Raw genomic sequence first — 25,806 nt, forward strand, 5'->3', positions numbered from 1 at the left:
GCTGAAGAGCGGAAAACCGCTCGACTTCACCAGGCTGCCAACCTCGGAGATACGCATGACGTGCCCATAGACAACGCTGCCAGGCAGCGCTGCCAATGCATGAGACACGCCATGCACACCACTGACCAGGCCGCTATTAGCGACGCAGGCCCAGGCGACCGATCAGGGCGCTGTAACGAGTGGTGTCTTTGCCCTTCAGGTAGTCCAGCAGCTTACGACGCTGGTTAACCATACGGATCAGGCCACGACGCGAGTGGTGGTCTTTACCGTTGGCCTTGAAGTGGCCTTGCAGCTTGTTGATGTTCGCGGTCAGCAGAGCAACCTGAACTTCCGGGCTACCAGTGTCGCCAGCGGCTTGCTGGAAGTCGGTAACGATTTGAGCTTTTTCTTCAACGCTGAGGGCCATTTGGCTTCTCCTGATAACGGATCCCGCGAGCGGGGTCCAATAGGCCAGGGACAAATCCCTGTATTAATAAAAAAGGTGTGACCGTGCCTACTGACAGCCACCCTTGTTCCCGTAGGGCTCGGCCAAAGCCTCACCCTGCGGTTTCGGTCATTCCGACCGAATCAGCCGACGTGGCGCAATGCGCCCGTCTTCGCTCACTTCACCGATACCGATGAAGCGCGCATTGTGATCCTGCACCCGGACCATGCCAAATTGTGGCGCGTCCGGCGCACGTACCGCCTGCCCATGCAGCCAGTAGAACGCACTGTGTTCGGACAGGCTGACCATGGGCCAGTCCTGCAAACCGCTGTCCGATGGCATCAGGAAGCGATCAAGCGCTTCATTGCCACCTTCGGCGTGAGCTTGCTCGAGTTCCTCGAGGGTAACCGTCTGTGCCAGCGCGAAGGGCCCGGCCTGGGTCCTGCGCAGTTCGGCGACATAGGCGCCGCAACCAAGGGCCTCGCCGATATCCTCCACCAGGGTGCGGATATAGGTGCCTTTGCTGCATCCTACGCTCAGCCGTGCACGCGTGCCTTCACACTCGAGCAACTCCAAGCGGTTAATAGTAACAGAACGCGCCTCGCGCTCCACTACCTCTCCTGCACGCGCCAGTTTGTAAAGCGGCTGGCCGTCACGCTTGAGCGCCGAGTACATCGGCGGTATCTGGCTGATCGGGCCACGAAAACGTGGCAGCAGCGCTTCGATGTCGGCGCGACCAACGGTCACATCGCGGGTCTGCAGCACTTCACCTTCGGCATCGCCGGTGTTGGTAGTCTGCCCCATCTGCATGACGGTTTCGTAGCCCTTGTCGGAATCGAGCAGGTACTGCGAAAACTTGGTCGCTTCGCCGAAGCACAATGGCAGCACGCCGGTTGCCAACGGGTCGAGGCTGCCGGTGTGGCCGGCCTTTTCAGCGTTGAGCAACCAGCGCACCTTTTGCAGGGCGGCGTTGGAGGTAAAGCCCAGCGGCTTGTCGAGCAGGATGATGCCGCTGACGTTGCGGCGGATACGTTTGACCTGGGCCACCGATTACTCCTCGGCGTCCGTCTTGTCGGCATCCTTGTGCAGGCGGTCTTCGGCCACTGCACGCTCGATCAGCGCCGACAGGTGCACACCGCGGCTGACGCTTTCATCGAAGTGGAAGTGCAGCTGCGGCACGCTACGTAGTTGCATCGAGCGGCCCAGGTGCAAACGCAGGAAGCTGGCAGCGCTGTTCAGCGCCTTGAGCGACTGCTGCACGGCATCCGGGGTTTCTTCGCCCATGACGGTGATGAACACCTTGGCGTGGCCCAGGTCGCGGCTGACGTCCACGGCAGTGATAGTCACCAGGCCAACACGTGGGTCCTTGACTTCGCGACGAATCAGCTCGGCCAGCTCGCGCTGCATCTGATCGCCAATACGTTGGGTACGGCTATATTCTTTGGCCATTCTTGCTACCTGTAACTTAAAGCGGCAAACGCCCGGTCAGACCAATGCCTGACCGGGCGCTACCTGAAGAGGTGCTGAAAACCGCCGCGTAGAGCAGCGGTTTGCAGCCAGCTCACCCTTAAAGGGTACGAGCAACCTGGACTTTCTCGAAGACTTCGATCTTGTCGCCGACCTTGACGTCGTTGTAGCTCTTGACGCCAATACCGCACTCCATGCCGTTACGCACTTCGGAGGCGTCGTCCTTGAAGCGACGCAGCGATTCCAACTCGCCTTCGAAGATAACCACGTCTTCGCGCAGTACGCGGATCGGGCGGTTACGGTACACGGTACCTTCGATGACCATACAGCCAGCGATGGCGCCGAACTTCGGCGAACGGAACACGTCACGCACTTCGGCGACACCCAGGATGTTCTCGCGAACATCGCTGCCGAGCATGCCGGTCAGGGCCTTCTTGACGTCTTCGATGATGTCGTAGATCACGTTGTAGTAACGCATATCCAGACCTTCCTGCTCGACGATCTTGCGCGCGCCGGCATCGGCACGCACGTTGAAGCCGAACAGTACTGCATTCGAAGCCAGCGCCAGGTTGGCGTCGCTTTCGGTGATACCACCAACGCCGCCACCAATCACGCGCACCTGAACTTCGTCGTTGCCCAGGCCGCCGAGCGAGCCCTGCAGCGCTTCCAGGGAACCACGCACGTCGGTCTTGAGGACGATGTTGAGGGTCTTCTTCTCTTCCTGACCCATGGTCTCGAAGATGTTTTCCAGCTTGCCGGCGTGAGCACGGGCCAGCTTGACCTCGCGGTACTTGCCTTGACGGAACAGGGCAACTTCGCGGGCCTTCTTCTCGTCGGCAACCACGGACAGCTCGTCACCGGCTTCCGGGGTACCGTCCAGGCCGAGGATTTCGACCGGGATCGACGGGCCGGCTTCCTTCACAGGCTTGCCGTTCTCGTCGAGCATGGCACGCACGCGGCCATAGTTGGAACCGCACAGAACCATGTCGCCCTGACGCAGGGTACCGTCCTGAACCAGGATGGTCGCCACTGGGCCACGGCCCTTGTCCAGGCGCGATTCGACAACCACACCACGACCTGGAGCGGTCGGGGTTGCAGTCAGTTCGAGGATCTCGGCCTGCAGCAGGACGGCTTCGAGCAGTTCGTCGACGCCGGTACCCATCTTGGCCGATACCTTGACGAACGGCGTGTCACCACCCCAATCCTCGGAGGTAACGCCCTCGACGGCCAACTCGTTACGGATGCGATCAAGGTCGGCACCCGGCTTGTCGATCTTGTTGACTGCAACCACCAGCGGAACGCCAGCTGCCTTGGCATGCTGAACGGCTTCGCGGGTTTGCGGCATTACGCCGTCGTCCGCTGCCACCACCAGGATGACGATGTCGGTCGCCTTGGCACCACGTGCACGCATCTGAGTGAACGCAGCGTGGCCCGGGGTATCGAGGAAGGTGACCATACCGCGGTCGGTTTCCACGTGGTAAGCACCGATGTGCTGGGTGATACCACCGGCTTCGCCAGCGGCAACCTTGGCACGACGGATGTAGTCGAGCAGCGAGGTCTTGCCATGGTCAACGTGACCCATGACGGTAACGACCGGCGCACGCGACTCGGTCTGACCTTCGAACTTCAGCGATTCGGCCAGGGAGTCTTCCAGTGCGGTATCGCTGACCAGGGTGACCTTGTGGCCCAGCTCTTCTGCGATCAGCTGAGCGGTTTCCTGGTCGAGTACCTGGTTGATGGTAACCGGGGTGCCCATCTTGAACATGAACTTGACCACTTCAGCGCCCTTGACGGACATCTGGTTGGCAAGTTCCGAGACCGTGATGGTCTCGCCGATGGTCACGTCACGGATGACGGGGCCGGTCGGGTTCTGGAAGCCGTGCTGATTGCGCTTCTTCAGCTTGCTCTTGCCACCACGGCCACGACGAGCGCCATCGCTCTCTTCGTCGGTGGTGCGTGGAGCGGCACGTGGAGTCGGCGCCTTTTCCTTCTCCTTGACCTTGACCTTGATCGACACACGAGGAGCCTCGCCACGACGACGGTCGTCATCGCGGGTGCGGCTTTCGTTGCGACGGGTCTCGTCCTTCTTACGCTCGGCAGCACGGGCTGCGGCGTCTTCGGACGCAGGGGCGTCGGCGACTACCGGGGCTGGAGCAGCGGCGGGTGCCGGCTCTGGCTTGGCTGCAGGCGCCGGGGCGGCTGCAGGCGCTTCGGCGGCCTGACGGCGAGCCTGCTCTTCGTTGCGCTGGCGAACTTCGGCGTCAACCTTGTCGCGAGCAGCGTTTTCAGCCGCGCGGCGCTCGTCCTGTTCACGCTTCTGCTCAGCCTGGATCTCTTCCGGGCTGCGCTGCACGAATACTTTCTTCTTGCGTACTTCTACGCTGATGCTTTTGCTACCGGCGACACGAAGGGTGCTGGTGGTTTTGCGCTGCAAGGTAATCTTGCGCGGCTCTTCCGCCTTGCTCTTGTGGCTGCTTTTCAAATGAGTCAGCAGGGTCTGCTTCTCATTGTCGGTCACTACCTGACCGGCGTCGGTGTGCGGCAGACCTGCCTCACGCATCTGCTGCAGCAGGCGCTCTACCGGTGCCTCGACCTCTTGGGCCAGTTCTTTCACCGTGACTTGCGTCATGCACTTCTCTCCTCAGGCCGCGCCTAATTACTCGAACCAGTGGGCTCGGGCGGCCATGATCAACTTGCCGGCACGCTCTTCGTCGATGCCGTCGATGTCGAGCAGATCGTCGATCGACTGCTCGGCCAGGTCTTCGCGGTTAACCACGCCGCGCACCGCCAGTTCAGCCGCCAGGTCCTTGTCCATGCCCTCAAGGGAGAGCAGGTCTTCGGCCGGGTGGGCGTCTGCCAGTTTTTCTTCGGTAGCGATGGCCTTGGTCAACAAACGGTCCTTGGCTCGAGCGCGGAGCTCATTGACGATATCTTCGTCAAAGCCATCGATGTTGAGCATTTCTTCCAACGGTACGTAGGCAATTTCTTCAAGGCTGGTGAAGCCTTCGTCGACCAGCACTTGGGCCAGTTCTTCGTCGACTTCCAGTTCTTCGATGAAATTGCGCAGGATGTCACCGGTTTCGGCCTGTTGCTTGGCCTGGATGTCCTTCTCGGTCATCACGTTCAGGGTCCAGCCAGTCAGCTGACTGGCCAGGCGAACGTTCTGACCGCCACGGCCAATGGCCTGGGCCAGGTTGTCCTCGGCGACGGCGATGTCCATGGCATGGGCATCTTCATCAACGATGATCGCCGCGACTTCAGCCGGCGACATGGCGTTGATAACGAACTGCGCCGGGTTATCGTCCCACAGGACGATATCCACACGCTCACCACCCAGCTCCCCGGATACGGCCTGGACGCGCGAACCACGCATGCCGATACAGGCGCCTTGCGGGTCGATACGCTTGTCCTTGGAGCGGACGGCGATCTTGGCTCGCGAACCCGGATCACGGGAAGCAGCCATGACTTCGATCAGGCCCTCGGCAATTTCCGGCACTTCAATGCGGAAAAGCTCGATCAGCATCTGCGGCGCGGTGCGCGACAGGATCAGCTGTGGGCCACGGTTTTCAGTGCGAATTTCCTTGAGCAGCGCACGCAGGCGCACGCCGACACGGAAGGTTTCACGCGGAATGATGTCTTCGCGAGCCAGCAGGGCCTCGGCGTTGTTGCCCAGGTCAACGATGACGTTGTCGCGGGTAACTTTTTTAACAGTACCGGAAATGATCTCGCCAACACGCTCGCGGTAGGCATCGACCACCTGGGCACGCTCGGCCTCACGGACCTTCTGCACGATGACCTGCTTGGCGGTCTGGGCGGCGATACGACCGAACTCGATGGACTCGATCTTCTCTTCGATCACGTCACCAACCTTGGCTTCAGGGTGGGTGTCCTTGATCTTGTCCAGCCAGGTCTCGATTGCCGGATCATCAAGATCGGCTTCGTCGACCACGGTCCAGCGACGGAATGTCTCGTAGCTACCGGTGTGGCGGTTGATTTCCACACGCAGATCGACTTCGTCTTCAAAACGTTTTTTGGTCGCAGTGGCCAGGGCCACTTCCAGCGCTTCGAAAATGACGCCGGGCGGTACACCTTTTTCGTTGGATACCGATTCAACAACCAGCAGTACTTCTTTGCTCATCGTACGCCTCGCCTTGCGCAAGCCATTGGGCCCGGATAGTCCGCCGGGCCCGGCACGTCTCAGTCAAAACTGGGAATAATATTGGCCTTGTCGATCGAGTCGATCGGCAGAAGGAATTCCTGGTTGTCCACCTGGACCACCACGTCCTGCTCCTCCACACCGCGGAGAAGGCCCTGGAAGTTACGACGACCCTCGAAGGGTGAGCGCAGCTTGATCTTCACTTGTTCGCCGGCATGCGAGGCAAACTGTTCCAGAGTGAACAGTGGGCGATCCATGCCTGGAGAAGACACCTCGAGGGTGTACTCACTGCTGATTGGATCTTCCACATCGAGAATGGCGCTGGCCTGACGGCTGACCGCTTCGCAGTCGTCCACCAGAATGCCGCCTTCCTTGTCGATGTAGATGCGCAGTACCGAATGCTTACCCTGGGAAACGAACTCGATCCCCCAGCACTGATAGCCCAGACCCTCGACAACCGGGGCCAACAAGGCCTGCAACTGTTCTAGCTTGCTCGACACCTGAACCCCCTCGTGCATGCTGTGCAAATAAAAAATGGGCGAAGCGCCCATCCCTGAAAGCGCCGTTGGACAACGACGCCGAATACTGTTCGGTTAGCAAAAAGCCCCTGAAAAGGGGCTCCGCTGAAGCTGGTTGCGGGGGCTGGATTTGAACCAACGACCTTCGGGTTATGAGCCCGACGAGCTACCAAGCTGCTCCACCCCGCGACAAAGCTGGGGCGAAAGTATAAGACCGAACCCTATCGAGGGTCAAATCCGAACCTTCACCTGCAAGAAAGCCCGCTAAAGCGGGCTCTCATGCTTCAATTGGTACCGAGAAGGGGACTCGAACCCCTACACCCTATGGGCACAACCACCTCAAGGTTGCGTGTCTACCAATTCCACCACCTCGGCAATACTACTACTTGAAACCCGTTACTTCTGCTCTTCTGCCGGAGGAGGTACATCACCAGTGTTAGTGGTGGTTTCACTCTTCTGCTGCTGGAGCACCGGTACATCATCATTAACTGCCGGTTTCTGCGGCTCTTTCACTTCTAGCACCGCTGGATCTGGAAGACCTGCTTGGCTAAGCTGATGAGCTTGTTGCTTCGCGAAGTATCCTAACCCAAGTGCTGTCAAAAAGAAAGTGGCAGCGAGTATAGCAGTTAATTTACTTAGGAACGTTGCAGAACCCTGGCTCCCGAACACGGTGTTTGAGGCACCCGCGCCGAAAGATGCACCTGCTTCCGCACCCTTACCCTGTTGCAACAGAACCAGCACTACAAGCGACAGCGCTGCCAACAGATGAAAAACAACGATGACTGTTTCCAGCATTTGTTCAGTTTCCTGCGGCGCGACAAATTGCACCGAATTCGTCTGCGTTCAGGGAAGCCCCACCAATGAGACCCCCATCGATATCCGGCATGCCGAACAGTTCGGCCGCATTGGCCGCCTTCACGCTGCCGCCGTAGAGCAACTGCACCTTCGCAGCCACTTCAGCATCTTCTGCCGCCAGCTGGCTGCGGATGGCGGCGTGCACATCCTGGGCCTGCTGTGGCGTGGCCGTAAGGCCGGTGCCAATGGCCCATACAGGCTCATAGGCAATTACTGCATTGGCAAAAGCCTTAACACCGAATGCCTCGATGATACTGCTTAGTTGACGCCCGACAACTTCGAGCGTTTTGCCAGCCTCGCGCTCTTCAAGGGTTTCCCCGATACAAAGCACTGGCTTCAAACCTTTGGCCTGGGCGGCTGCAAATTTGCGATTGAGCACTTCGTCGGTTTCACCAATGATCTGGCGACGTTCCGAATGACCAACCAACACCAACTTGCAACCTGCTTCGACCAGCTGCTCCGGGGCAACTTCCCCGGTCAACGCACCCTGTTCGGGTTGTACAGCAGAATTCTGTGCGCCAACAGTAATTTCTTTACCTGCCAAGCCATCAATCACTTGATTGATGAACAGGGCCGGTGGAAATACCGCGACTTCCACTCCGCTCGGCAAGGCGAGATTGCTCAAGCCTTCGGTCAGCTCAGCGACGCTAGCGCGGGTACCGTGCATCTTCCAGTTACCAGCTACCATAGGGCGACGCATGCTTTACCTCGTCGGTCAAAGTGGGCGCAGATCTTACCCAACCAGATCTGCGCTGGCAAGCGCCTTCAGACACAAACTTCGCTGACCAGTTTGGCCAATGCTTCAGCATGGGCACGCACCTGGCTTTCGTCCTCGCCTTCGACCATCACCCGCACTAGCGGCTCGGTACCCGACTTGCGCAGCAGCACACGCCCGCGACCGGCCAAAGCCTCGGTCACACGGGCACTGGCCTCCTTGACTGCGGGGTGTTCCAGCGGATCGACCTTGCTGGCACCGAAGCGCACGTTGATCAGCACCTGCGGGCACTTGCGCAAGGCCTGACGCGCCTGCGCCAGGGTCTCACCACGGCGCTTGAGCGCCATCAACACCTGCAGCGCGGCAATGATCGCATCACCGGTGGTGGTGTGGTTGCAGCACACGACATGGCCGGAGTTTTCACCACCGATCAGCCACTCACGCTCCAGCAGCTCGGCCATGACATAACGGTCGCCAACCTTGGCGCGCACGAACGGTATATCCAGATCCTTCAGTGCCAGCTCCAGGCCCAGGTTGCTCATCAGCGTACCCACTACCCCGCCCTGCAGCTTGCCGCGGTCGTGCAGGTCCCGGGCAATGATGAACAGCAGCTCGTCACCGTCGACAATGGCGCCAGTGTGGTCGACCATCAACACGCGATCGCCGTCACCGTCGAAGGCAATACCAAGGTCGGCATGACCGACCAGTACGGCAGCCTGCAGCGATTCGATGTGGGTAGAGCCACAACCTTCGTTGATGTTCAGGCCGTCCGGCTGTGCATGCAGCACGGTCACGTCGGCGCCCAGCTCGCGGAACACGCTCGGCGCAACCTTGTACGTGGCACCGTGGGCGCAGTCGACCACCAGCTTCAGGCCTTCAAAGCCAGTACCGGTGGGCACACTGCTCTTGCAGAATTCGATATAGCGGCCGGCAGCATCGTTGATGCGCGAAACCTTGCCGAGCTTGCCCGAGTCGACAACGGTCATCGGCTGGTCAAGCAGCTCTTCGATCATCAGCTCGACTTCGTCCGGCAGCTTGGTGCCCTGGCCCGAGAAAAACTTGATGCCGTTGTCTTCGTGCGGGTTGTGCGAGGCACTGATGACAATGCCAGCCTGGGCATGGAAAGTCCGAGTCAGGTAGGCGATAGCCGGCGTAGGCATCGGCCCCAGCAGCATCACGTCGGCACCCGCTGCAGCCAGGCCGGCTTCAAGTGCGGACTCGAACATGTAGCCGGAAATACGCGTGTCCTTGCCCACCAGCACACGGCAATGACCTTGCTTGCGGAAAGCCATGCCGGCCGCCCAACCCAGCTTCAGCATGAAGTCAGGCGTGATCGGGAATTCGCCGACGCGGCCACGAATGCCGTCGGTACCAAAGTATTTTCTGCTCATAGGGACTCCAATGTTCTTATTCGGCGTTTTGCACCGCAGCAATCATGCGCACAACATCGACAGTTTCGGCCACGTCATGGACACGAAGTATGCTCGCCCCCTTGGTCATGGCCAACGCCGCCAGCGCAAGGCTGCCGTACAAGCGCTCGCCGACCGGACGTTCCAGCGTCAGGCCGATCATGCTCTTTCGTGAAACACCCACCAGCAGTGGGCGCCCAAGGCGATAGAGCGCTTCCATGTGCTTGAACAGGCTCAGGTTGTGCGCCAGTGTCTTGGCAAAACCAAAGCCCGGGTCAAGGATGATTCTGTTTGCGTCGATGCCCGCAGCCGCACAGGCGGCCATCCGCTGCTCAAGATAACGCGTAACGTCAGCGGTCACATCATCGTAATGCGGGTCGTCCTGCATGTTGCCCGGCTCGCCACGCATGTGCATGAGGCACACAGGCAGGCCGGTATCCGCTGCAGCATCCAGGGCGCCATCGCGTTCCAATGCCCGCACGTCATTGATGAGTCCGGCACCAAGACGGGCCGATTCACGGATGACGGCAGGCGTGGAGGTATCGACCGAGATGACCACATCGAGGCGGCTGTTAATGGCCTCGACCATGGGCGCGACACGCTCAAGCTCCTCGGTTACCGATACCGCCCGCGCACCAGGGCGCGTGGACTCACCACCGATGTCGATCAACGTGGCGCCGGCGGCAACCATCGCTTCGGCATGGCGCAAGGCCTCGTCGCGCTGGCTGAAACGCCCGCCATCGGAGAAGGAATCAGGGGTGATATTGAGAATACCCATGACATGGGTACGCGACAAATCAAGAACCCGGTTGCCGCAAGGCAACCGGGTCGGGTACTGCACTGAGCTCATAGATGCCCTTAGTGTTGAGCTGCTGGGCCGCCGATTGGCGATTCCGGACGATCATTCTGGGCCGCAGGCGTACCCGAATCCTTATCATCGTCCCAGTCACGCGGCTCGCGTGGCGTACGGCCAGCCATGATGTCATCGATCTGATCGGCATCAATGGTCTCATACTTCATCAGTGCTTCGGTCATTGCCTCAAGCTTGTCGCGATTATCGATCAGCAGCTGTTTGGCAGTGGCGTAGCACTGGTCGATGATGCTGCGTACTTCGGAGTCGATCAGTTTGGCAGTCTCGCCGGAAACACTAGCGTGCTGGCTGCCGGCACTACGACCGAGGAACACCTCACCCTCTTCTTCTGCGTACATCAGCGGGCCGAGCTTCTCGGACAGACCCCATTTGGTAACCATGTTACGAGCGATCTGGCTGGCACGCATGATGTCGTTGGACGCGCCGGTAGTGACACCATCGAAGCCCAGGGTCATCTCTTCGGCGATACGGCCACCGTACAGCGAGCAGATCTGGCTGATCAGCGCACGCTTGGACAGGCTGTAGCGGTCTTCTTCCGGCAGGAACATGGTCACGCCCAGGGCACGACCGCGCGGAATGATCGAAACCTTGTAGACCGGGTCGTGCTCAGGCACCAGGCGACCAACGATGGCGTGGCCAGCTTCATGGTAGGCAGTGTTGCGCTTTTCCTTCTCGGACATGACCATGGTCTTGCGCTCGGCGCCCATCATGATCTTGTCCTTGGCCAGTTCGAACTCTTTCATTTCGACCAGGCGCTTGTTGGAGCGTGCTGCAAACAGCGAAGCCTCGTTGACCAGGTTGGCCAGGTCGGCACCGGAGAAGCCCGGGGTACCACGGGCAATCACTGCCGGGTTGACGTTTTCGCCGACCGGCACCTTGCGCATGTGTACCTTGAGGATCTGCTCACGACCACGGATGTCCGGCAGGCCGACCACCACCTGGCGGTCGAAACGACCAGGGCGCAGCAACGCCGGGTCCAGCACGTCCGGGCGGTTGGTGGCGGCGATGACGATGATGCCATCGTTCATCTCGAAGCCGTCCATCTCTACCAGCAACTGGTTGAGGGTTTGCTCGCGCTCGTCGTGACCGCCGCCCATGCCAGCGCCACGGTGGCGACCCACGGCGTCGATCTCGTCAATGAAGATGATGCACGGGGCGTGCTTCTTGGCCTGCTCGAACATGTCGCGCACACGGCTGGCACCGACACCGACGAACATTTCCACGAAGTCCGAACCGGAAATGGTGAAGAACGGTACTTTCGCTTCGCCCGCAATGGCCTTGGCCAGCAGGGTTTTACCGGTACCGGGCGGGCCAACCATCAGCACGCCGCGCGGGATGCGGCCACCCAGGCGCTGGAACTTGCCCGGGTCACGCAGGAACTCGACCAGCTCGCCCACTTCTTCCTTGGCTTCGTCGCAACCTGCAACGTCGGCCAGTGTGGTCTTGACCTGGTCTTCGGACAGCAGGCGCGCCTTGCTCTTGCCGAAACTCATCGGCCCGCCCTTGCCCCCCGCACCGCCTTGCATCTGGCGCATGAAGAACATGAACACGGCAATGATCACCAGGATCGGGAAGCTGGCTACCAGCAGCTGCGTCCAGATGCTCTGCTGCTCAGGCTGCTTGCCTTCTACAACGACGTGGTTGTCGACCAGGTCACCGATCAGGCCATTGTCGGTAATGGCCGGGCGCACGGTCTTGAAGTTGTCGCCATCGGCGCGCTTGCCGGTAATGATGTAGCCGTCGACGGTCACACGCTCGACCTTGCCATCCTTGACCTGCTGGATGAAGTCGGAGTAGTTGAGGGTCTGCGGCTCGTTAGGGCTGGAGAAGTTGTTCATCACTGTCACCAGGACAGCTGCGATGATCAACCACAGGATCAGATTCTTTGCCATGTCGTTCAATTCGCTACCCTCTGAGGCCGGCGCACGACGCAGCCGTGCCTCGCATGATATTCATCGCCCTAACTTACTACATTACCCACGCAGCCGCAGGCACCGTCTGTAACCCTTTGTGAAAGCTAGACTACACGAAGTTCGGACAATCCTTACGCAGTGGCCGATTGGAATTAACTATCGGCCACCCCGCTTCACGCCTTTCATGCCCCTTTGAAACCCCTGCCCAGCAGGTACTGCTCACGGGAACGGTCCCGCGACGACGATGGCTTGCGCATCTGCACCTTGTCGAACTTGCTGCGCACGTCCTTCAGGTACACGTCAAAACCTTCGCCCTGGAAAATCTTGATCAGGAAGTCGCCGCCGGGCTTGAGCACGCGGGTCGCCAGATCGAGGGCCAGTTCGCAGAGGAACATGGCACGCGGTATGTCCACCGCGGGCGTACCACTCATATTGGGGGCCATGTCGGAAATCACAAGGTCTACGTGCGAATCACCGACCGCTTCGAGAATGCGCTGTAGCACTTCGTCATGGGTGAAATCGCCCTGAATGAAGGTCACATCGGCGATCGAGTCCATTTCCAGGATATCGGAAGCGATCAGCCTGCCTTGGCCACCAATCAGACGACTGGTCACCTGCGACCAGCCACCCGGGGCCGCGCCAAGGTCGATTACACTCATGCCGGGGCGGATCAGGCGGTCCTTCTCCTGGATCTCCAGCAGCTTGTAGCTCGCACGCGAACGGTAGCCATCCTTTTGCGCCTGCTTCACAAAAGGATCGTTAAAATGCTCTCGCAGCCAGTTTGCGCTGCTTTTGGAACGTTGTACCACGGGGCACCTCGATGATATGCGTCGTGATTGACTGGGCGGAGCCGGTGGCCCTCGGGTAAAATGCCAGTCAATTTTACAGAATCAGACGGAAAGGGTCAGATTATGCCGCTCAATAACGAGCAGAAGAAGCAATACAAGTCCATTGGTCATGACCTGAAGCCGGTCCTGATCGTTGCTGGCAACGGTTTGAATGAAGGCGTCATCGCCGAACTGGAACGTGCGCTGGTCGACCATGAACTGATCAAGGTCGAAATTCGCTCGGAAGACCGCGAAGAACGCGCCGAAACCATTGCCGAGCTGTGCAAGGCCGGCCGTGCCGAGCTGGTGCAGACCATCGGCAAGAAAGCCCTGATCTACCGCAAGAACCCACAGCCGAACAAGCAGCTGTCCAACATCCACCGCTACAAGTAACGGTGGCTCCGGTCAGTGGCGCGGCGTACGCGCCCTGACCGGCACCGGCTGGGCCACCAGCACGATGCCGGAAAAGCCCAGCACCAGGAAGCAGAACATCTGCCAGCGCTCACCCACGGAAATACCGTAGCGCAAGGTGTAATACCCCACGCAGGCACCGAAGCCGAGCAACAGCATCTGCCCACGAAACTGCCGCCACCAGGCCGCCAGGCCGTCCACCCTTGCCAGCACTGCCAGCTGGGTCAACAAACCAAGCAATGCCACGCCGATCAACCAGCGGTCGATCTGCCCGGCGATATCCTGCACCAGTAGCGGCGCCAGGCCACTGACCTTGAGCGCGGGCACCAGCCCTACGTGAAACACCCAAAGGCCTCCGACCCAGAAAACCTGGGCCAGTTGCCAGAGGATCCCCTCGAGGGACGGCGCCCGCAGGCGCCGGTCAGATGTGCTTGACTTCGACAATCTCGTACTCGACCGTGCCACTAGGCGTCTTGACGACGACAATATCACCTTCTTCCTTGCCGATGATGGCACGGGCAATCGGCGCACCGGCCGAGAGCTTGCCCTTCTTGATGTCGGCTTCGTCCTCGCCAACGATCTGGTAGGTCACCTGGTCACCGGTTTCGGTGTTTTCCAGGTCTACAGTGGTACCGAAGATGACCTTGCCGGTGTGGGCAATAGTGGTCACATCGATCACCACCGAGTTCTGCAGGCGGCCTTCGATATCGCGGATACGCGCCTCGACCATGCCCTGCTCCTCGCGGGCGGCATGGTATTCGGCGTTTTCCTTGAGGTCACCCAGTTCGCGCGCTTCGCCGATTGCCTGGCTCAGGCGCGGGCGCTCGGTCTTGCTCAGGAACAGGTGCTCCTCTTCCAGGGCGCGAGCGCCCTGGACGGTCATCGGGTACTTGGTAATGCTCATGCTTTCAGTCCTGCATGCAGATCTTGCAAGCGGCGAACGGTCTTTTCCGGACCAAACTTCAGCGCTTCGCAGATGGCTTCACCGGCCGCAATGGTGGTGGTGCAGTAAATCTTGTGCTGCAGCGCATTGCGACGAATCGAGTAGGAATCGGCGATCGACTGGCGACCTTCGGTGGTGTTGATGATCAGCGACACTTCGTCGTTCTTGATCATGTCGACCACGTGCGGGCGGCCTTCGGTCACTTTGTTCACACGGCGCACTTTCAGGCCAGCCGCTTCGATAACCTTGGCGGTGCCAGCAGTTGCAACCACTTCGAAGCCCAGGGCGATCAGGTCGCGGGCAACGCCAGCCACTTGTGGCTTGTCGTCGTCACGCACGCTGATGAACGCGGTACCTCCGGTCGGCAGCACTTCGCTGGCACCCATCTGGGCTTTGGCGAACGCTTCACCGAAGGTGTCACCGACACCCATGACTTCACCGGTCGATTTCATCTCAGGGCCGAGGATCGGGTCAACCCCTGGGAACTTGGCGAACGGGAAGACAGCTTCCTTGACGCTGTAGAAGTTCGGGATGATTTCCTGGGTGAAGCCCAGCTCTTTCAGGGTTTTGCCAGCCATTACGCGGGCGGCGATCATGGCCAGGGAAGTGCCGATGCACTTGGAAACGAATGGCACGGTACGCGAGGCGCGCGGGTTGACCTCGATCACGTAGATCTTGTCGCCCTGCAGGGCCAGCTGCACGTTCATCAGGCCGACAACGCCCAGCTCCAGGGCCATTTTCTTGACCTGTACGCGGACTTCGTCCTGCACTTCCTTGCTCAGCGAGTAAGGTGGCAGCGAGCAAGCAGAGTCACCGGAGTGAACGCCGGCCTGCTCGATGTGCTGCATGATCGCGCCGATCACCACGTCGGTGCCATCGCACACCGCATCCACGTCCATCTCGATGGCGCAGTTGAGGAAGTGGTCGAGCAGTACCGGGCTGTCGTTGGAAACCTGAACGGCTTCACGCAGGTAGCGCTTGAGTTCGTCCAGCTCGTAGACGATTTCCATGGCACGGCCACCCAGCACGTAGGACGGGCGCACCACCAGCGGGTAACCGATAGCGCCAGCAGCCTTGATGGCTTCGTCTTCGCTGCGAACAGTGGCGTTTGGCGGCTGCAGCAGGCTCAGGCGCTGTACCATCTGCTGGAAGCGCTCACGGTCTTCGGCGCGGTCAATGGCGTCCGGGCTGGTACCGATGATCGGTACGCCGGCTTCTTCCAGGGCACGGGCCAGTTTCAGCGGGGTCTGGCCGCCGTAATGGACGATTACGCCTTTCGGCTTCTCGACGCGGCACACTTCCAGCACGTCTTCCAGGGTCAGCGGCTCGAAGTACAGGCGGTCGGAGGTGTCGTAGTCGGTGGAGACGGTTTCCGGGTTGCAGTTGACCATGATGGTCTCGTAACCGTCTTCACGCAGTGCCAGTGCGGCGTGTACGCAGCAGTAGTCGAACTCGATACCTTGGCCGATACGGTTCGGGCCACCACCCAGGATCATGATCTTGTCGCGGGTGGACGGGTTGGCCTCGCACTCTTCCTCGTAGGTGGAGTACAGGTAGGCAGTATCGGTGGCGAACTCGGCAGCGCAGGTGTCGACGCGCTTGTACACCGGGAACACTTCCAGCTTGTGGCGGTGGCGACGCAGGTTCTTGTCGGTGATACCCAGCAGCACAGCCAGGCGCTGGTCAGAGAAGCCCTTGCGCTTGAGGCGCAGCATGTAGTCCTTGTCGATCGCCGACAGGGCCAGGGTCTTGACCTTCTCTTCTTCCTTGATCAGGTCTTCCATCTGCACCAGGAACCACATGTCGATGCCGGTCAGATTGAAGATTTCTTCGCAGGTCATGCCCGAACGCATGGCGTCGGCGACGTACCAGATACGCTCGGCACCTGGCACGGTCAGTTCGCGCTTGAGGATGCTGGCAGCTTCAGCGCTGGCCAGGTCGACTTTCGGGTCGAGGCCGCAGGCACCTACTTCCAGGCCGCGCAGGGCTTTCTGCAGGGACTCCTGGAAGGTACGGCCGATGGCCATGACTTCACCCACGGATTTCATCTGGGTGGTCAGGCGGGCGTCGGCTTTCGGGAATTTCTCGAAGGCAAAACGCGGCAGCTTGGTGACGACGTAGTCGATCGACGGCTCGAAGGACGCCGGGGTGCGGCCGCCGGTGATGTCGTTCTGCAGTTCGTCGAGGGTGTAGCCGATGGCCAGCTTGGCGGCGATCTTGGCGATCGGGAAGCCGGTGGCCTTGGAGGCCAGTGCCGACGAACGCGAAACACGCGGGTTCATCTCGATCACAACCATGCGACCGGTGTTCGGGCAGATACCGAACTGCACGTTGGAACCGCCGGTCTCGACACCGATTTCACGCAGCACCGCCAGCGAGGCGTTGCGCATGATCTGGTATTCCTTGTCGGTCAGGGTCTGTGCCGGGGCAACGGTGATCGAGTCACCGGTGTGCACACCCATCGGGTCGAAGTTTTCGATCGAGCAGACGATGATGCAGTTGTCCTTTTTGTCGCGGACCACTTCCATCTCGTACTCTTTCCAGCCGATCAGCGATTCGTCGATCAGCAGTTCCTTGGTCGGCGACAGGTCCAGACCACGGGTGCAGATTTCTTCGAACTCTTCACGGTTGTAGGCGATACCACCGCCAGTGCCGCCCATGGTGAACGACGGGCGGATGATGCATGGGAAGCCGAGCTTCTCGAGGACCGCATTGGCCTCTTCCATGCTGTGGGCGATACCGGAGCGCGGGCACTCCAGGCCGATATCCTTCATGGCCTTGTCGAAGCGCGAACGGTCTTCAGCCTTGTCGATGGTGTCGGCGTTGGCACCGATCATCTCTACGCCGAACTTTTCCAGAACGCCATGGCGCTCCAGGTCCAGGGCGCAGTTCAGGGCAGTCTGGCCACCCATGGTCGGCAGGACGGCGTCCGGGCGCTCTTTCTCGATGATCTTGGCCACCGACTGCCACTTGATCGGCTCGATGTAGGTGGCGTCGGCCATGGCCGGGTCGGTCATGATGGTGGCTGGGTTGGAGTTCACCAGGATGACGCGGAAACCTTCCTCGCGCAGGGCTTTGCAAGCCTGGGCGCCGGAGTAGTCGAATTCGCAGGCCTGGCCGATCACGATCGGGCCAGCGCCGAGAATCAGGATGCTTTTGATGTCTGTACGTTTTGGCATGGTTGTCACTCAAATCCGGGGTCAGTCGGCAAGCCGCTTTGAACAATCTGGGTCAGGCGCTGCCGGGCGCGGCGCAAGCCGGCCCGGGGCCTTGAAGCAGGATGCTCAGCGGCGCTTGGCCATGGCATCGGTGAAACGATCGAACAGTGGCGCGACGTCGGTCGGGCCTGGGCTCGCTTCAGGGTGGCCCTGGAAGCTGAACGCGCTCTTGTCGGTGCGCTCGATACCTTGCAGGGTGCCGTCGAACAGCGACTTGTGAATGGCGCGGACGTTGCCCGGCAGGGTGGCCTCGTCAACGGCAAAGCCGTGGTTCTGGCTGGTGATCATGACCACGCCAGTGTCCAGGTCCTGCACCGGGTGGTTGGCACCGTGGTGGCCGTGGCCCATTTTCACGGTCTTGGCGCCGGACGCCAGGGCCAGCAGTTGGTGGCCGAGGCAGATGCCGAATACCGGAATCTCGGTTTCGAGGATTTCCTTGATCGCCTGGATGGCGTAGTCGCACGGCTCAGGGTCACCAGGGCCGTTGGACAGGAACACGCCGTCCGGGTTGAGTGCCAGCACTTCGCTGGCCGGGGTCTGGGCAGGCACCACGGTCACGCGGCAGCCACGGGCTACCAGCATGCGCAGGATGTTCAGCTTGACGCCGTAGTCGAAGGCAACCACGTGGTACGGCAGGTCGGCAGCTTCGATGGTCGGGTGGCTGTCGGTTTTCAGCTCCCACACGCTGGAGCGCCATTCGTAGCGTTCCGTGGTGGAAACGACCTTGGCCAGGTCCATGCCCTTCAGGCCCGGGAAAGCGCGGGCAGCGGCGATGGCGGCTTCTTCGCTGATGTTGTCACCAGCAAGGATGCAACCGTTCTGAGCGCCCTTTTCACGCAGGATACGGGTCAGGCGACGGGTGTCGATGCCAGCGATGGCAACGACGTTGTTGGCCTTGAGGTACTCAGGCAGCGACTGGGTGTTACGCCAGTTGCTGGCCAGCAGCGGCAGGTCACGGATGACCAGGCCAGCGGACCAGACGCGGTTCGACTCGGCATCTTCCGGGGTAGTACCGGTGTTGCCGATGTGCGGGTAGGTCAGGGTAACGATTTGCTGCGCGTAGGAAGGGTCTGTAAGGATTTCCTGGTAGCCGGTCATAGCGGTGTTGAATACCACCTCACCAACGGTCTGACCGTCGGCACCAATGGCTTCACCGCGAAAAATACTGCCGTCGGCAAGGGCGAGTATGGCTGGCTTTGTCAAGAAGACCTCCCGTAAATCAAGCATGAAAGGGCGATCGCAGGTTGCAAAAAAGCGGAGTGACGTATGGACACGTCACCCCGCTTTCATGTGCTGAATTCAATTCGCTGCGCGCTTTTAGTGGACACACTAAAGCTGTAGCTTACAGAAAAGTGCGTTTTGGGTCTACCGCATATGTGTCTCTAAAACACATGAATGCGACAGACTGACATTTGTGCTGGCTTCTTCGCGGGCTTGCCCGCGAAGAAGCCAACACCGCTCCCACGGCTTAGTGCAGTTCGAGCACATCCTGCATGTCATACAGCCCAGGCTCACGCCCATCCAGCCACAGCGCCGCACGCACGGCACCCTTGGCAAAGGTCATGCGGCTCGAGGCCTTGTGGGTAATTTCCAGGCGCTCGCCTTCTGCTGCGAACAGAACCGTGTGATCACCCACCACATCGCCGGCGCGCACGGTGGCGAAGCCGATGGTCTTGCGGTCACGCGCGCCGGTCTGCCCTTCGCGGCCATACACGGCCACTTCCTGCAGGTCCCGGCCCAGCGCATTGGCAACCACTTCACCCATGCGCAACGCAGTACCCGATGGGGCATCGACCTTGTGCCGGTGATGCGCCTCGATGATCTCGATATCGACATCATCGCCCAGCACCCGGGCAGCGAGGTCAAGCAGTTTGAGGCTGAGGTTCACACCCACGCTGAAGTTGGCAGCGAACACAATGGGGATGTCCTTGCCAGCCTCAGCCAGCAGCTGCTTCTCTTCAACCGTAAAACCGGTGGTACCAATGATCATCGCCTTACCGTGCTTGCGGCAGAATGCGAGGTTTTTCAGGGTTACGGAAGGGTGAGTGAAGTCGATCAGCACGTCGAATTCGTCGGCGACCTTGGCCAGATCGTCGGACAACAACACGCCAATACGGCCAAGCGCCGCCAGCTCACCGGCATCTGCCCCAACCAGCGAGCTGTCAGGGCGATCGATCGCCGCCGTCAGCCCCGCACCCGGGGTTTGTTGCACGGCTTCGATAAGGGTCTTGCCCATCCGCCCCGCCGCGCCCATCACTGCAATACGTCGCATAGCCTTTTCCTTGTCAGAGATCGCCGAAGAAGCGCTTCACGCCATCGAACCAGCCACTGGCCTTGGGCGAGTGGGAGCTGTCACCTTCCAGCGAATCACGCAGCTCTTCGAGCAGCTCGCGCTGGCGACGGCTGAGGTTGACCGGGGTTTCCACCGCCACACGGCACAGCAGGTCACCCGCACCACCGCCACGCACCGGCGCAACACCCTTGCCACGCAGGCGGAACTGCTTGCCAGTCTGGGTGCCTTCTGGAATCTTCAGCTTCACACGACCATCCAGGGTCGGCACTTCCAGCTCGCCACCCAGGGCCGCATCGGTGTAGCTGATCGGTACTTCGCAGTACAGGTGCTTGCCGTCACGCTGGAAGATCTCGTGCTCACGCACGCTGATCACCACATACAGGTCGCCAGTCGGGCCACCATGGGTACCGGCTTCGCCCTCGCCCGACAGGCGGATGCGGTCGCCAGTATCGACACCTGCCGGCACCTTGACCGACAGCGTCTTGTACTCTTCGACACGGCCTTCGCCGTGGCACGAGGTGCACGGATCGGTAATGATCTTGCCCTGGCCATGGCAGCGCGGGCAGGTCTGTTGTACCGAGAAGAAACCTTGCTGCATACGCACCTGGCCGATGCCGCCGCAAGTCGGGCAGGTCGACGGGGTCGAACCCTTCTTGGCACCGGAGCCATCGCAAGGCTGGCAGTTGACCAGGGTAGGTACACGGATGCTGACCGTGGTACCACGCACCGCCTCTTCCAGGTTCAGCTCGAGGGTGTAGCGCAGGTCGCTGCCACGCTGGGCACCACCACGACCACCACCGCGGCCACCGCCGAAGAAGTCGCTGAACACATCGCCGAAGATATCGGAGAAGTTGGCACCACCGAAGCCGGCACCGCCGCCACCCATGCTTGGGTCCACGCCGGCATGACCGTACTGGTCGAACGCCGCACGCTTGCTGGCATCAGACAGTACTTCGTAGGCCTCGTTGGCCTCTTTGAACTTGTCTTCCGACTCTTTGTCGCCCGGGTTGCGGTCCGGGTGGTACTTCATCGCCAGACGACGGTAAGCCTTCTTGAGGTCAGCTTCACTGGCGCCGCGCTCGACACCCAGAACCTCATAGTAATCACGCTTGGACATAGGTCATTTGCACCTTGTTGGGCGTCTGGCATCTGCGCCGCGCCATCAGTACCTGCCGCCCCTCCAGGAGCACTGACAGATGCTGTAAAAATTCTCGAATTCCAGATACGCCAACGCGGGAGCAAGCCCCCGCGCGGCGACATCCTACCAGTTCACCACCAAACGGCGGTGAACCGGCCGACAACATGCAACGATTACTTCTTGTCGTCGCCTTTCACTTCTTCGAACTCGGCGTCAACCACGTCATCGTGCTTGGCTTCCGGCTCGGCCTGCTGCGCGCCACCCTGAGGCTGTTCAGCCGACTGCTCGGCGTACATCTTCTGGGCAACCGGAGCGGAGACCTTGGACAGCTCTTCGACCTTGGCATCGATTGCAGCCTTGTCGTCGCCTTTGACGGCAGCTTCCAGGGCAACCACGGCAGCCTCGATGGCGGTTTTCTCTTCGGCGGTAACCTTGTCACCGGCGTCAACGACCATCTTGCGGGTCGAGTGAACCAGCGCGTCACCCTGGTTACGGGCAGCGGCCAGCTCTTCGAACTTGCGGTCTTCCTCGGCGTTGGCCTCGGCGTCACGCACCATGCGCTCGACTTCTTCGTCCGACAGGCCGGAGTTGGCCTTGATCACGATCGACTGAGCCTTGCCGGTGGCCTTGTCTTTCGCGCCAACGTGCAGAATACCGTTGGCATCGATGTCGAAGGTCACTTCGATCTGCGGCACGCCACGTGGTGCTGGCGGAATGTCAGCCAGGTCGAACTTGCCCAGCGACTTGTTCTGCGAAGCTTGCTTACGCTCACCTTGCAGCACATGAATGGTCACGGCGCCCTGGTTGTCGTCGGCAGTCGAGAACACCTGCGACTTCTTGGTCGGGATGGTGGTGTTCTTCTCGATCAGCGCAGTCATCACGCCACCCATGGTTTCGATACCCAGGGTCAGCGGGCTGACGTCCAGCAGCAGTACGTCTTTCACGTCACCGGCCAGGACAGCACCCTGGATGGCAGCACCCATGGCCACGGCTTCGTCCGGGTTGACGTCCTTGCGGGCTTCTTTACCGAAGAAGTCAGCAACGGTTTTCTGTACCAGCGGCATACGGGTCTGGCCACCGACCAGGATCACGTCGTCGATCTTGCTGGCGTCGATACCGGCATCTTTCAGGGCGATGCGGCAAGGCTCGATGGTACGCTGAACCAGGTCTTCGACCAGCGACTCCAGCTTGGCGCGGGAGATTTTGACGTTCAGGTGCTTAGGACCGGTGGCATCTGCAGTGATGTACGGCAGGTTGACGTCGGTCGACTGAGCGGACGACAGCTCGATCTTGGCCTTCTCGGCAGCTTCCTTCAGGCGCTGCATGGCCAGCGGGTCGCCTTTCAGGTTCATGCCGGTTTCTTTCTTGAACTCTTCGACCAGGTAGTCGATCAGCAGCATGTCGAAGTCTTCGCCACCCAGGAAGGTGTCGCCGTTGGTAGCCAGTACTTCGAACTGGTGCTCACCGTCGACTTCGGCGATTTCGATGACCGAAACGTCGAAGGTACCGCCACCCAGGTCATAAACGATGACAGTGTGGTCGCCCTTGGCCTTGTCCATGCCGTAGGCCAGCGCAGCAGCGGTCGGTTCGTTGATGATGCGTTTTACGTCCAGACCCGCGATGCGGCCGGCGTCTTTAGTGGCCTGACGCTGGCTGTCGTTGAAGTAGGCCGGCACGGTGATGACCGCTTCGGTCACTGGCTCGCCGAGGTAGTCTTCGGCGGTTTTCTTCATTTTTTTCAGGACTTCGGCGCTGATTTGCGGCGGAGCCATTTTCTGGCCGTTCACTTCTACCCAGGCGTCACCGTTGTCGGCCTTGGCGATCTTGTACGGAACCAGCTGGATGTCTTTCTGCACGACCTGCTCTTCGAAGCGGCGGCCGATCAGGCGCTTCACCGCGAACAGGGTGTTGTGCGGGTTGGTGACAGCCTGGCGCTTGGCCGACTGACCTACCAGGATTTCGCCATCGTTGGCGTAGGCCACGATCGAAGGGGTGGTACGCGCACCTTCGGCGTTTTCGATGACCTTGACGTTACCGTTTTCCAGAATGGAGACGCACGAGTTGGTGGTCCCCAGGTCGATACCGATGATTTTACCCATGTTAACTCTCCCGAAACTTGAATTTGGTAGCAGCGACTACTTTGGCCAACTGCGGTAATACTTGAAGGCTTGACACCTAGATGGGGATGCCCCGACGGATTTCAAGCCTTTTCATTGATCGAGGGTTGCGCCGCGCTAGGCGCCTTGCTGACCACCACCATGGCGGGGCGCAGCAGGCGGCCGTTCAGCAGGTAACCCTTCTGGAATACGTTCAGCACGCTGTTCGGCTCGACCTCGGCGTTTTCCTGCATGGCCATGGCCTGGTGATGCTCAGGGTTGAAGGGCTGGCCGTGCGGATCGACAACTTCGAGGTTGTAGCGCTTGAGGGTGTCCTGGAACATCTTCAGGGTCAGCTCGACGCCTTCGCGGATCTGCTTGACGTGCTCGTCATCAGCGCTGGAGTGCGCCAGGGCCAGCTCCAGGCTGTCGATTACCGGCAGCAGGTCGTTGGAGAACTTCTCCAGGGCGAACTTGCGGGCCTTGTCGACCTCCTGCTCAGCGCGACGAATGCTGTTCTGCGCCTCTGCTGCCACACGCAGGGACTGATCCTTGGCGGCGGCCAGCTGCTCCTCGAGTTCCAGAACACGGGCGTCAGCAGTCACTTCTGCACCGACTTCTTCAACGTTAAGGTCTTTCTCGTTCAGCTGTTCGTCAGCCATGGGGTCTCTCCTGCGCAATTTTGTGGACTGCGAGCCAGGCTCGCCTTTGATGTCGGCTATATGGGGCCGGAAAAACCAGCTTCAAGGGGCGAGGTGGTTTTCCGGGCGGCAACAGAATCTGCCAACAGGCATTGGCAGGCCTGAAAAAAGTACTGTATAAATAACCAGACCTGACTTTTCGGGAGCCGCCCCATGCTGGTGCACCTGTCCATTCACAACTACGCCATCGTCGAGCACCTCGACCTCGAAATTGCCCGCGGCATGTCCGTCATCACCGGCGAGACCGGTGCCGGCAAATCGATCATGCTCGACGCCCTGGGCCTGGCCCTTGGCGACCGGGCCGACAGCGGCGTGGTACGCCCCGGCACCGACAAGGCGGACATCCTCGCCACCTTCGACCTCGTGGACATCCCCGAGGCCCATGCCTGGCTGGCCGAGCGCGACCTGGACAACGACGGCCTGTGCATCCTGCGCCGGGTCATTACCGCCGAGGGCCGCAGCCGCGGCTACATCAATGGCACGCCCTGCCCGCTCGGCGACCTCAAGGCGCTGGGCGAGCTGCTGATCGATATCCACAGCCAGCACGAGCACCAGTCGCTGCTGAAAACCGACACCCACCGCCGCTTGCTCGACGAGTATGCCGGCGCCGTCGACCTGTCCCGCCAGGTGCAGCTTGCCGCCAAACGCTGGAACCAGACCCGCCTGGAACTGGAGCGGTTGTCCAACTCCGGCGACGAGCAACGCGCCCGTCACCAATTGCTGAGCTACCAGCTGGAAGAACTGGACAACCTCGGCCTGGGCGAGCACGAACTGGAGCAGCTGGAACAGGAACACAAGAACCTGACCAGCGCCGAAGCCCTGTTCGGCATCTGCCGCCAGGTCATCGACCAGTGCAGCGAAAGCGACTCGGGCAACGTGCTTAGCGCCCTCACCGCCAGCCTCAATCGCCTGGGCGCCACCACCAACTCACCCAAGGCCCTGGGCGAAGCGGCCAACCTGATCGCCAGCGCGCAGATTCAGGTAGAGGAAGCCGTAGGCGAACTCAACCGCTTTCTCGACAATTTCGACGCCGACCCCATGCGCCTGCAAGCGCTGGAAGAGCGCCTGGACACTATCTATACGCTGGCGCGCAAACACCGCGTGCACCCCACCGAACTGCCCCACCTGCAGCAGCAACTGATGGAAGAGATCGAGGGCCTGAACGCCAGCGACGAGTCGATCGAGCAGTTGGGCGTAGAGCTGGCAGCCTTCGCCCAGCATTATAAAGAGAAGGCTCGCGAGCTCAGCACCCTGCGCCAGCAAGCCGCTCAGCAGTTGGCCGTGGCGGTGGAGCAGGAAATCCAGCGCCTGGGCATGCCTGGCGGGCGCTTCTGCATCGAACTGACGCCGAACGAAGGCTCAGACCTGTCGCCACATGGACTGGAGCAGATCGAACTGCTGGTCAGCGCCAACCCCGGCCAACCACTCAAAGGGCTGGCAAAGGTAGCCTCGGGTGGCGAACTGTCGCGTATCAGCTTGGCGATTCAAGTCATCACCGCGCAGACATCACGCATTCCTACCCTGGTGTTCGACGAAGTCGACGTGGGCATCGGCGGCCCTACTGCGGAAATTGTCGGCCAGTTGCTCCGCCGCCTGGGCGAGCGCGGGCAAGTACTGACCGTAACTCACCTGCCGCAGGTCGCGGCGCAAGGTCACCACCACCTGTTCGTGCATAAAGTGCGCAACAGCGATACCACCCACACCGCTGTGGCCAGCCTGGGCAAGCGTGAGCGGGTCGAGGAAGTGGCGCGAATGCTCGGCGGCATCGATCTGACCAAGGAATCCCTGGCGCATGCGCGCAAGATGGTGGTAAGCGGCAAGGCCTGATCCCTTCTTTTTCAGGCCCATTCG

The 25,806-nt window shown here is 60.5% G+C and carries 22 protein-coding genes and 2 tRNA genes; 2 read left to right on the forward strand and 22 right to left on the reverse strand.

Annotation, left to right across the window (positions count from 1 at the left end):
* Nucleotides 1-136 precede the first annotated feature (136 nt).
* The 14 genes from rpsO to rlmE all read right to left on the reverse strand — a co-directional run bounded on the left by rpsO (nucleotide 137) and on the right by rlmE (nucleotide 13,137).
* The gene (gene rpsO, locus ACQKPZ_RS11030) at nucleotides 137-406 is read right to left on the reverse strand and encodes a 30S ribosomal protein S15 (RefSeq protein ID WP_012274241.1); all 270 of its coding nucleotides are present in this window, start codon (nucleotides 404-406) and stop codon (nucleotides 137-139) included.
* A 147-nt stretch (nucleotides 407-553) separates the two neighbouring features.
* Nucleotides 554-1,471, reverse strand: a complete 918-nt coding sequence (gene truB / locus ACQKPZ_RS11035; RefSeq protein ID WP_391135218.1) for a tRNA pseudouridine(55) synthase TruB — start codon at nucleotides 1,469-1,471, stop codon at nucleotides 554-556.
* 3 nt (nucleotides 1,472-1,474) lie between these two features.
* Nucleotides 1,475-1,873 (reverse strand): 30S ribosome-binding factor RbfA, encoded by a 399-nt coding sequence (gene rbfA, locus ACQKPZ_RS11040; RefSeq protein ID WP_391135221.1) that lies wholly within the window; start codon nucleotides 1,871-1,873, stop codon nucleotides 1,475-1,477.
* Between the two features lie 118 nt (nucleotides 1,874-1,991).
* On the reverse strand, nucleotides 1,992-4,520 hold the full coding sequence (gene infB / locus ACQKPZ_RS11045; RefSeq protein WP_391135224.1) for a translation initiation factor IF-2: 2,529 nt from the start codon (nucleotides 4,518-4,520) through the stop codon (nucleotides 1,992-1,994).
* A gap of 27 nt (nucleotides 4,521-4,547) precedes the next feature.
* Complete coding sequence (gene nusA, locus ACQKPZ_RS11050) at nucleotides 4,548-6,029, reverse strand: transcription termination factor NusA (RefSeq protein ID WP_003249963.1); 1,482 nt, start codon at nucleotides 6,027-6,029, stop codon at nucleotides 4,548-4,550.
* Nucleotides 6,030-6,088: 59 nt separating this feature from the next.
* Nucleotides 6,089-6,547: a ribosome maturation factor RimP gene (gene rimP / locus ACQKPZ_RS11055; protein WP_009685348.1), complete on the reverse strand. Its 459-nt coding sequence runs from the start codon at nucleotides 6,545-6,547 to the stop codon at nucleotides 6,089-6,091.
* Nucleotides 6,548-6,677: 130 nt separating this feature from the next.
* Nucleotides 6,678-6,754, reverse strand: a tRNA-Met gene (locus tag ACQKPZ_RS11060).
* Nucleotides 6,755-6,854: 100 nt separating this feature from the next.
* A tRNA-Leu gene (locus ACQKPZ_RS11065) sits at nucleotides 6,855-6,940 on the reverse strand.
* Nucleotides 6,941-6,961: 21 nt separating this feature from the next.
* Entirely contained in the window at nucleotides 6,962-7,360 is a 399-nt protein-coding gene (gene secG, locus ACQKPZ_RS11070; protein WP_391135231.1) for a preprotein translocase subunit SecG, read from the reverse strand.
* 4 nt (nucleotides 7,361-7,364) lie between these two features.
* Nucleotides 7,365-8,120, reverse strand: coding sequence for a triose-phosphate isomerase (gene tpiA / locus ACQKPZ_RS11075; RefSeq protein WP_427537740.1), 756 nt, complete (start codon nucleotides 8,118-8,120; stop codon nucleotides 7,365-7,367).
* A 65-nt stretch (nucleotides 8,121-8,185) separates the two neighbouring features.
* Nucleotides 8,186-9,526 carry a phosphoglucosamine mutase gene (gene glmM, locus ACQKPZ_RS11080; RefSeq protein WP_391135237.1) on the reverse strand — a complete coding sequence of 447 codons (1,341 nt, stop codon included), beginning with the start codon at nucleotides 9,524-9,526 and terminating at the stop codon, nucleotides 8,186-8,188.
* 16 nt (nucleotides 9,527-9,542) lie between these two features.
* Nucleotides 9,543-10,394 (reverse strand): dihydropteroate synthase, encoded by an 852-nt coding sequence (gene folP / locus ACQKPZ_RS11085; RefSeq protein WP_391135240.1) that lies wholly within the window; start codon nucleotides 10,392-10,394, stop codon nucleotides 9,543-9,545.
* Nucleotides 10,395-10,402: 8 nt separating this feature from the next.
* Nucleotides 10,403-12,307 (reverse strand): ATP-dependent zinc metalloprotease FtsH, encoded by a 1,905-nt coding sequence (ftsH, locus tag ACQKPZ_RS11090; protein ID WP_110639662.1) that lies wholly within the window; start codon nucleotides 12,305-12,307, stop codon nucleotides 10,403-10,405.
* Nucleotides 12,308-12,510: 203 nt separating this feature from the next.
* Complete coding sequence (gene rlmE, locus ACQKPZ_RS11095; protein WP_012274251.1) at nucleotides 12,511-13,137, reverse strand: 23S rRNA (uridine(2552)-2'-O)-methyltransferase RlmE; 627 nt, start codon at nucleotides 13,135-13,137, stop codon at nucleotides 12,511-12,513.
* Nucleotides 13,138-13,239: 102 nt separating this feature from the next.
* Between rlmE and yhbY the strand changes: the two genes are divergently transcribed.
* Nucleotides 13,240-13,548, forward strand: coding sequence for a ribosome assembly RNA-binding protein YhbY (gene yhbY / locus ACQKPZ_RS11100; RefSeq protein WP_003249945.1), 309 nt, complete (start codon nucleotides 13,240-13,242; stop codon nucleotides 13,546-13,548).
* Between the two features lie 12 nt (nucleotides 13,549-13,560).
* Here the strand turns inward: yhbY and ACQKPZ_RS11105 are convergent, their stop codons facing one another.
* The 8 genes from ACQKPZ_RS11105 to grpE form a co-directional block, all read right to left on the reverse strand.
* Nucleotides 13,561-14,010 (reverse strand): MFS transporter, encoded by a 450-nt coding sequence (locus ACQKPZ_RS11105; RefSeq protein ID WP_427537743.1) that lies wholly within the window; start codon nucleotides 14,008-14,010, stop codon nucleotides 13,561-13,563.
* The gene (gene greA / locus ACQKPZ_RS11110) at nucleotides 13,988-14,470 is read right to left on the reverse strand and encodes a transcription elongation factor GreA (RefSeq protein WP_189654514.1); all 483 of its coding nucleotides are present in this window, start codon (nucleotides 14,468-14,470) and stop codon (nucleotides 13,988-13,990) included. Before greA ends, ACQKPZ_RS11105 begins: the two co-directional genes overlap by 23 nt.
* Entirely contained in the window at nucleotides 14,467-17,688 is a 3,222-nt protein-coding gene (gene carB / locus ACQKPZ_RS11115; RefSeq protein WP_427537746.1) for a carbamoyl-phosphate synthase large subunit, read from the reverse strand. Before carB ends, greA begins: the two co-directional genes overlap by 4 nt.
* Nucleotides 17,689-17,793: 105 nt before the next feature.
* The gene (gene carA / locus ACQKPZ_RS11120; protein ID WP_391135252.1) at nucleotides 17,794-18,930 is read right to left on the reverse strand and encodes a glutamine-hydrolyzing carbamoyl-phosphate synthase small subunit; all 1,137 of its coding nucleotides are present in this window, start codon (nucleotides 18,928-18,930) and stop codon (nucleotides 17,794-17,796) included.
* A gap of 265 nt (nucleotides 18,931-19,195) precedes the next feature.
* Complete coding sequence (dapB, locus tag ACQKPZ_RS11125; protein ID WP_016712092.1) at nucleotides 19,196-19,999, reverse strand: 4-hydroxy-tetrahydrodipicolinate reductase; 804 nt, start codon at nucleotides 19,997-19,999, stop codon at nucleotides 19,196-19,198.
* A gap of 13 nt (nucleotides 20,000-20,012) precedes the next feature.
* On the reverse strand, nucleotides 20,013-21,137 hold the full coding sequence (dnaJ, locus tag ACQKPZ_RS11130; protein ID WP_012274254.1) for a molecular chaperone DnaJ: 1,125 nt from the start codon (nucleotides 21,135-21,137) through the stop codon (nucleotides 20,013-20,015).
* Between the two features lie 194 nt (nucleotides 21,138-21,331).
* Nucleotides 21,332-23,257 (reverse strand): molecular chaperone DnaK, encoded by a 1,926-nt coding sequence (gene dnaK, locus ACQKPZ_RS11135; protein ID WP_391135257.1) that lies wholly within the window; start codon nucleotides 23,255-23,257, stop codon nucleotides 21,332-21,334.
* Nucleotides 23,258-23,358: 101 nt separating this feature from the next.
* Nucleotides 23,359-23,916 carry a nucleotide exchange factor GrpE gene (gene grpE, locus ACQKPZ_RS11140; RefSeq protein WP_391135260.1) on the reverse strand — a complete coding sequence of 186 codons (558 nt, stop codon included), beginning with the start codon at nucleotides 23,914-23,916 and terminating at the stop codon, nucleotides 23,359-23,361.
* 192 nt (nucleotides 23,917-24,108) lie between these two features.
* Here grpE and recN point away from each other — a divergent pair, with 192 nt between their 5' ends.
* Complete coding sequence (gene recN, locus ACQKPZ_RS11145; RefSeq protein ID WP_427537749.1) at nucleotides 24,109-25,782, forward strand: DNA repair protein RecN; 1,674 nt, start codon at nucleotides 24,109-24,111, stop codon at nucleotides 25,780-25,782.
* Nucleotides 25,783-25,806: the final 24 nt, after the last annotated feature.

The sequence above is a fragment of the Pseudomonas sp. NPDC089547 genome (assembly GCF_050280665.1).
GTDB lineage: Bacteria > Pseudomonadota > Gammaproteobacteria > Pseudomonadales > Pseudomonadaceae > Aquipseudomonas.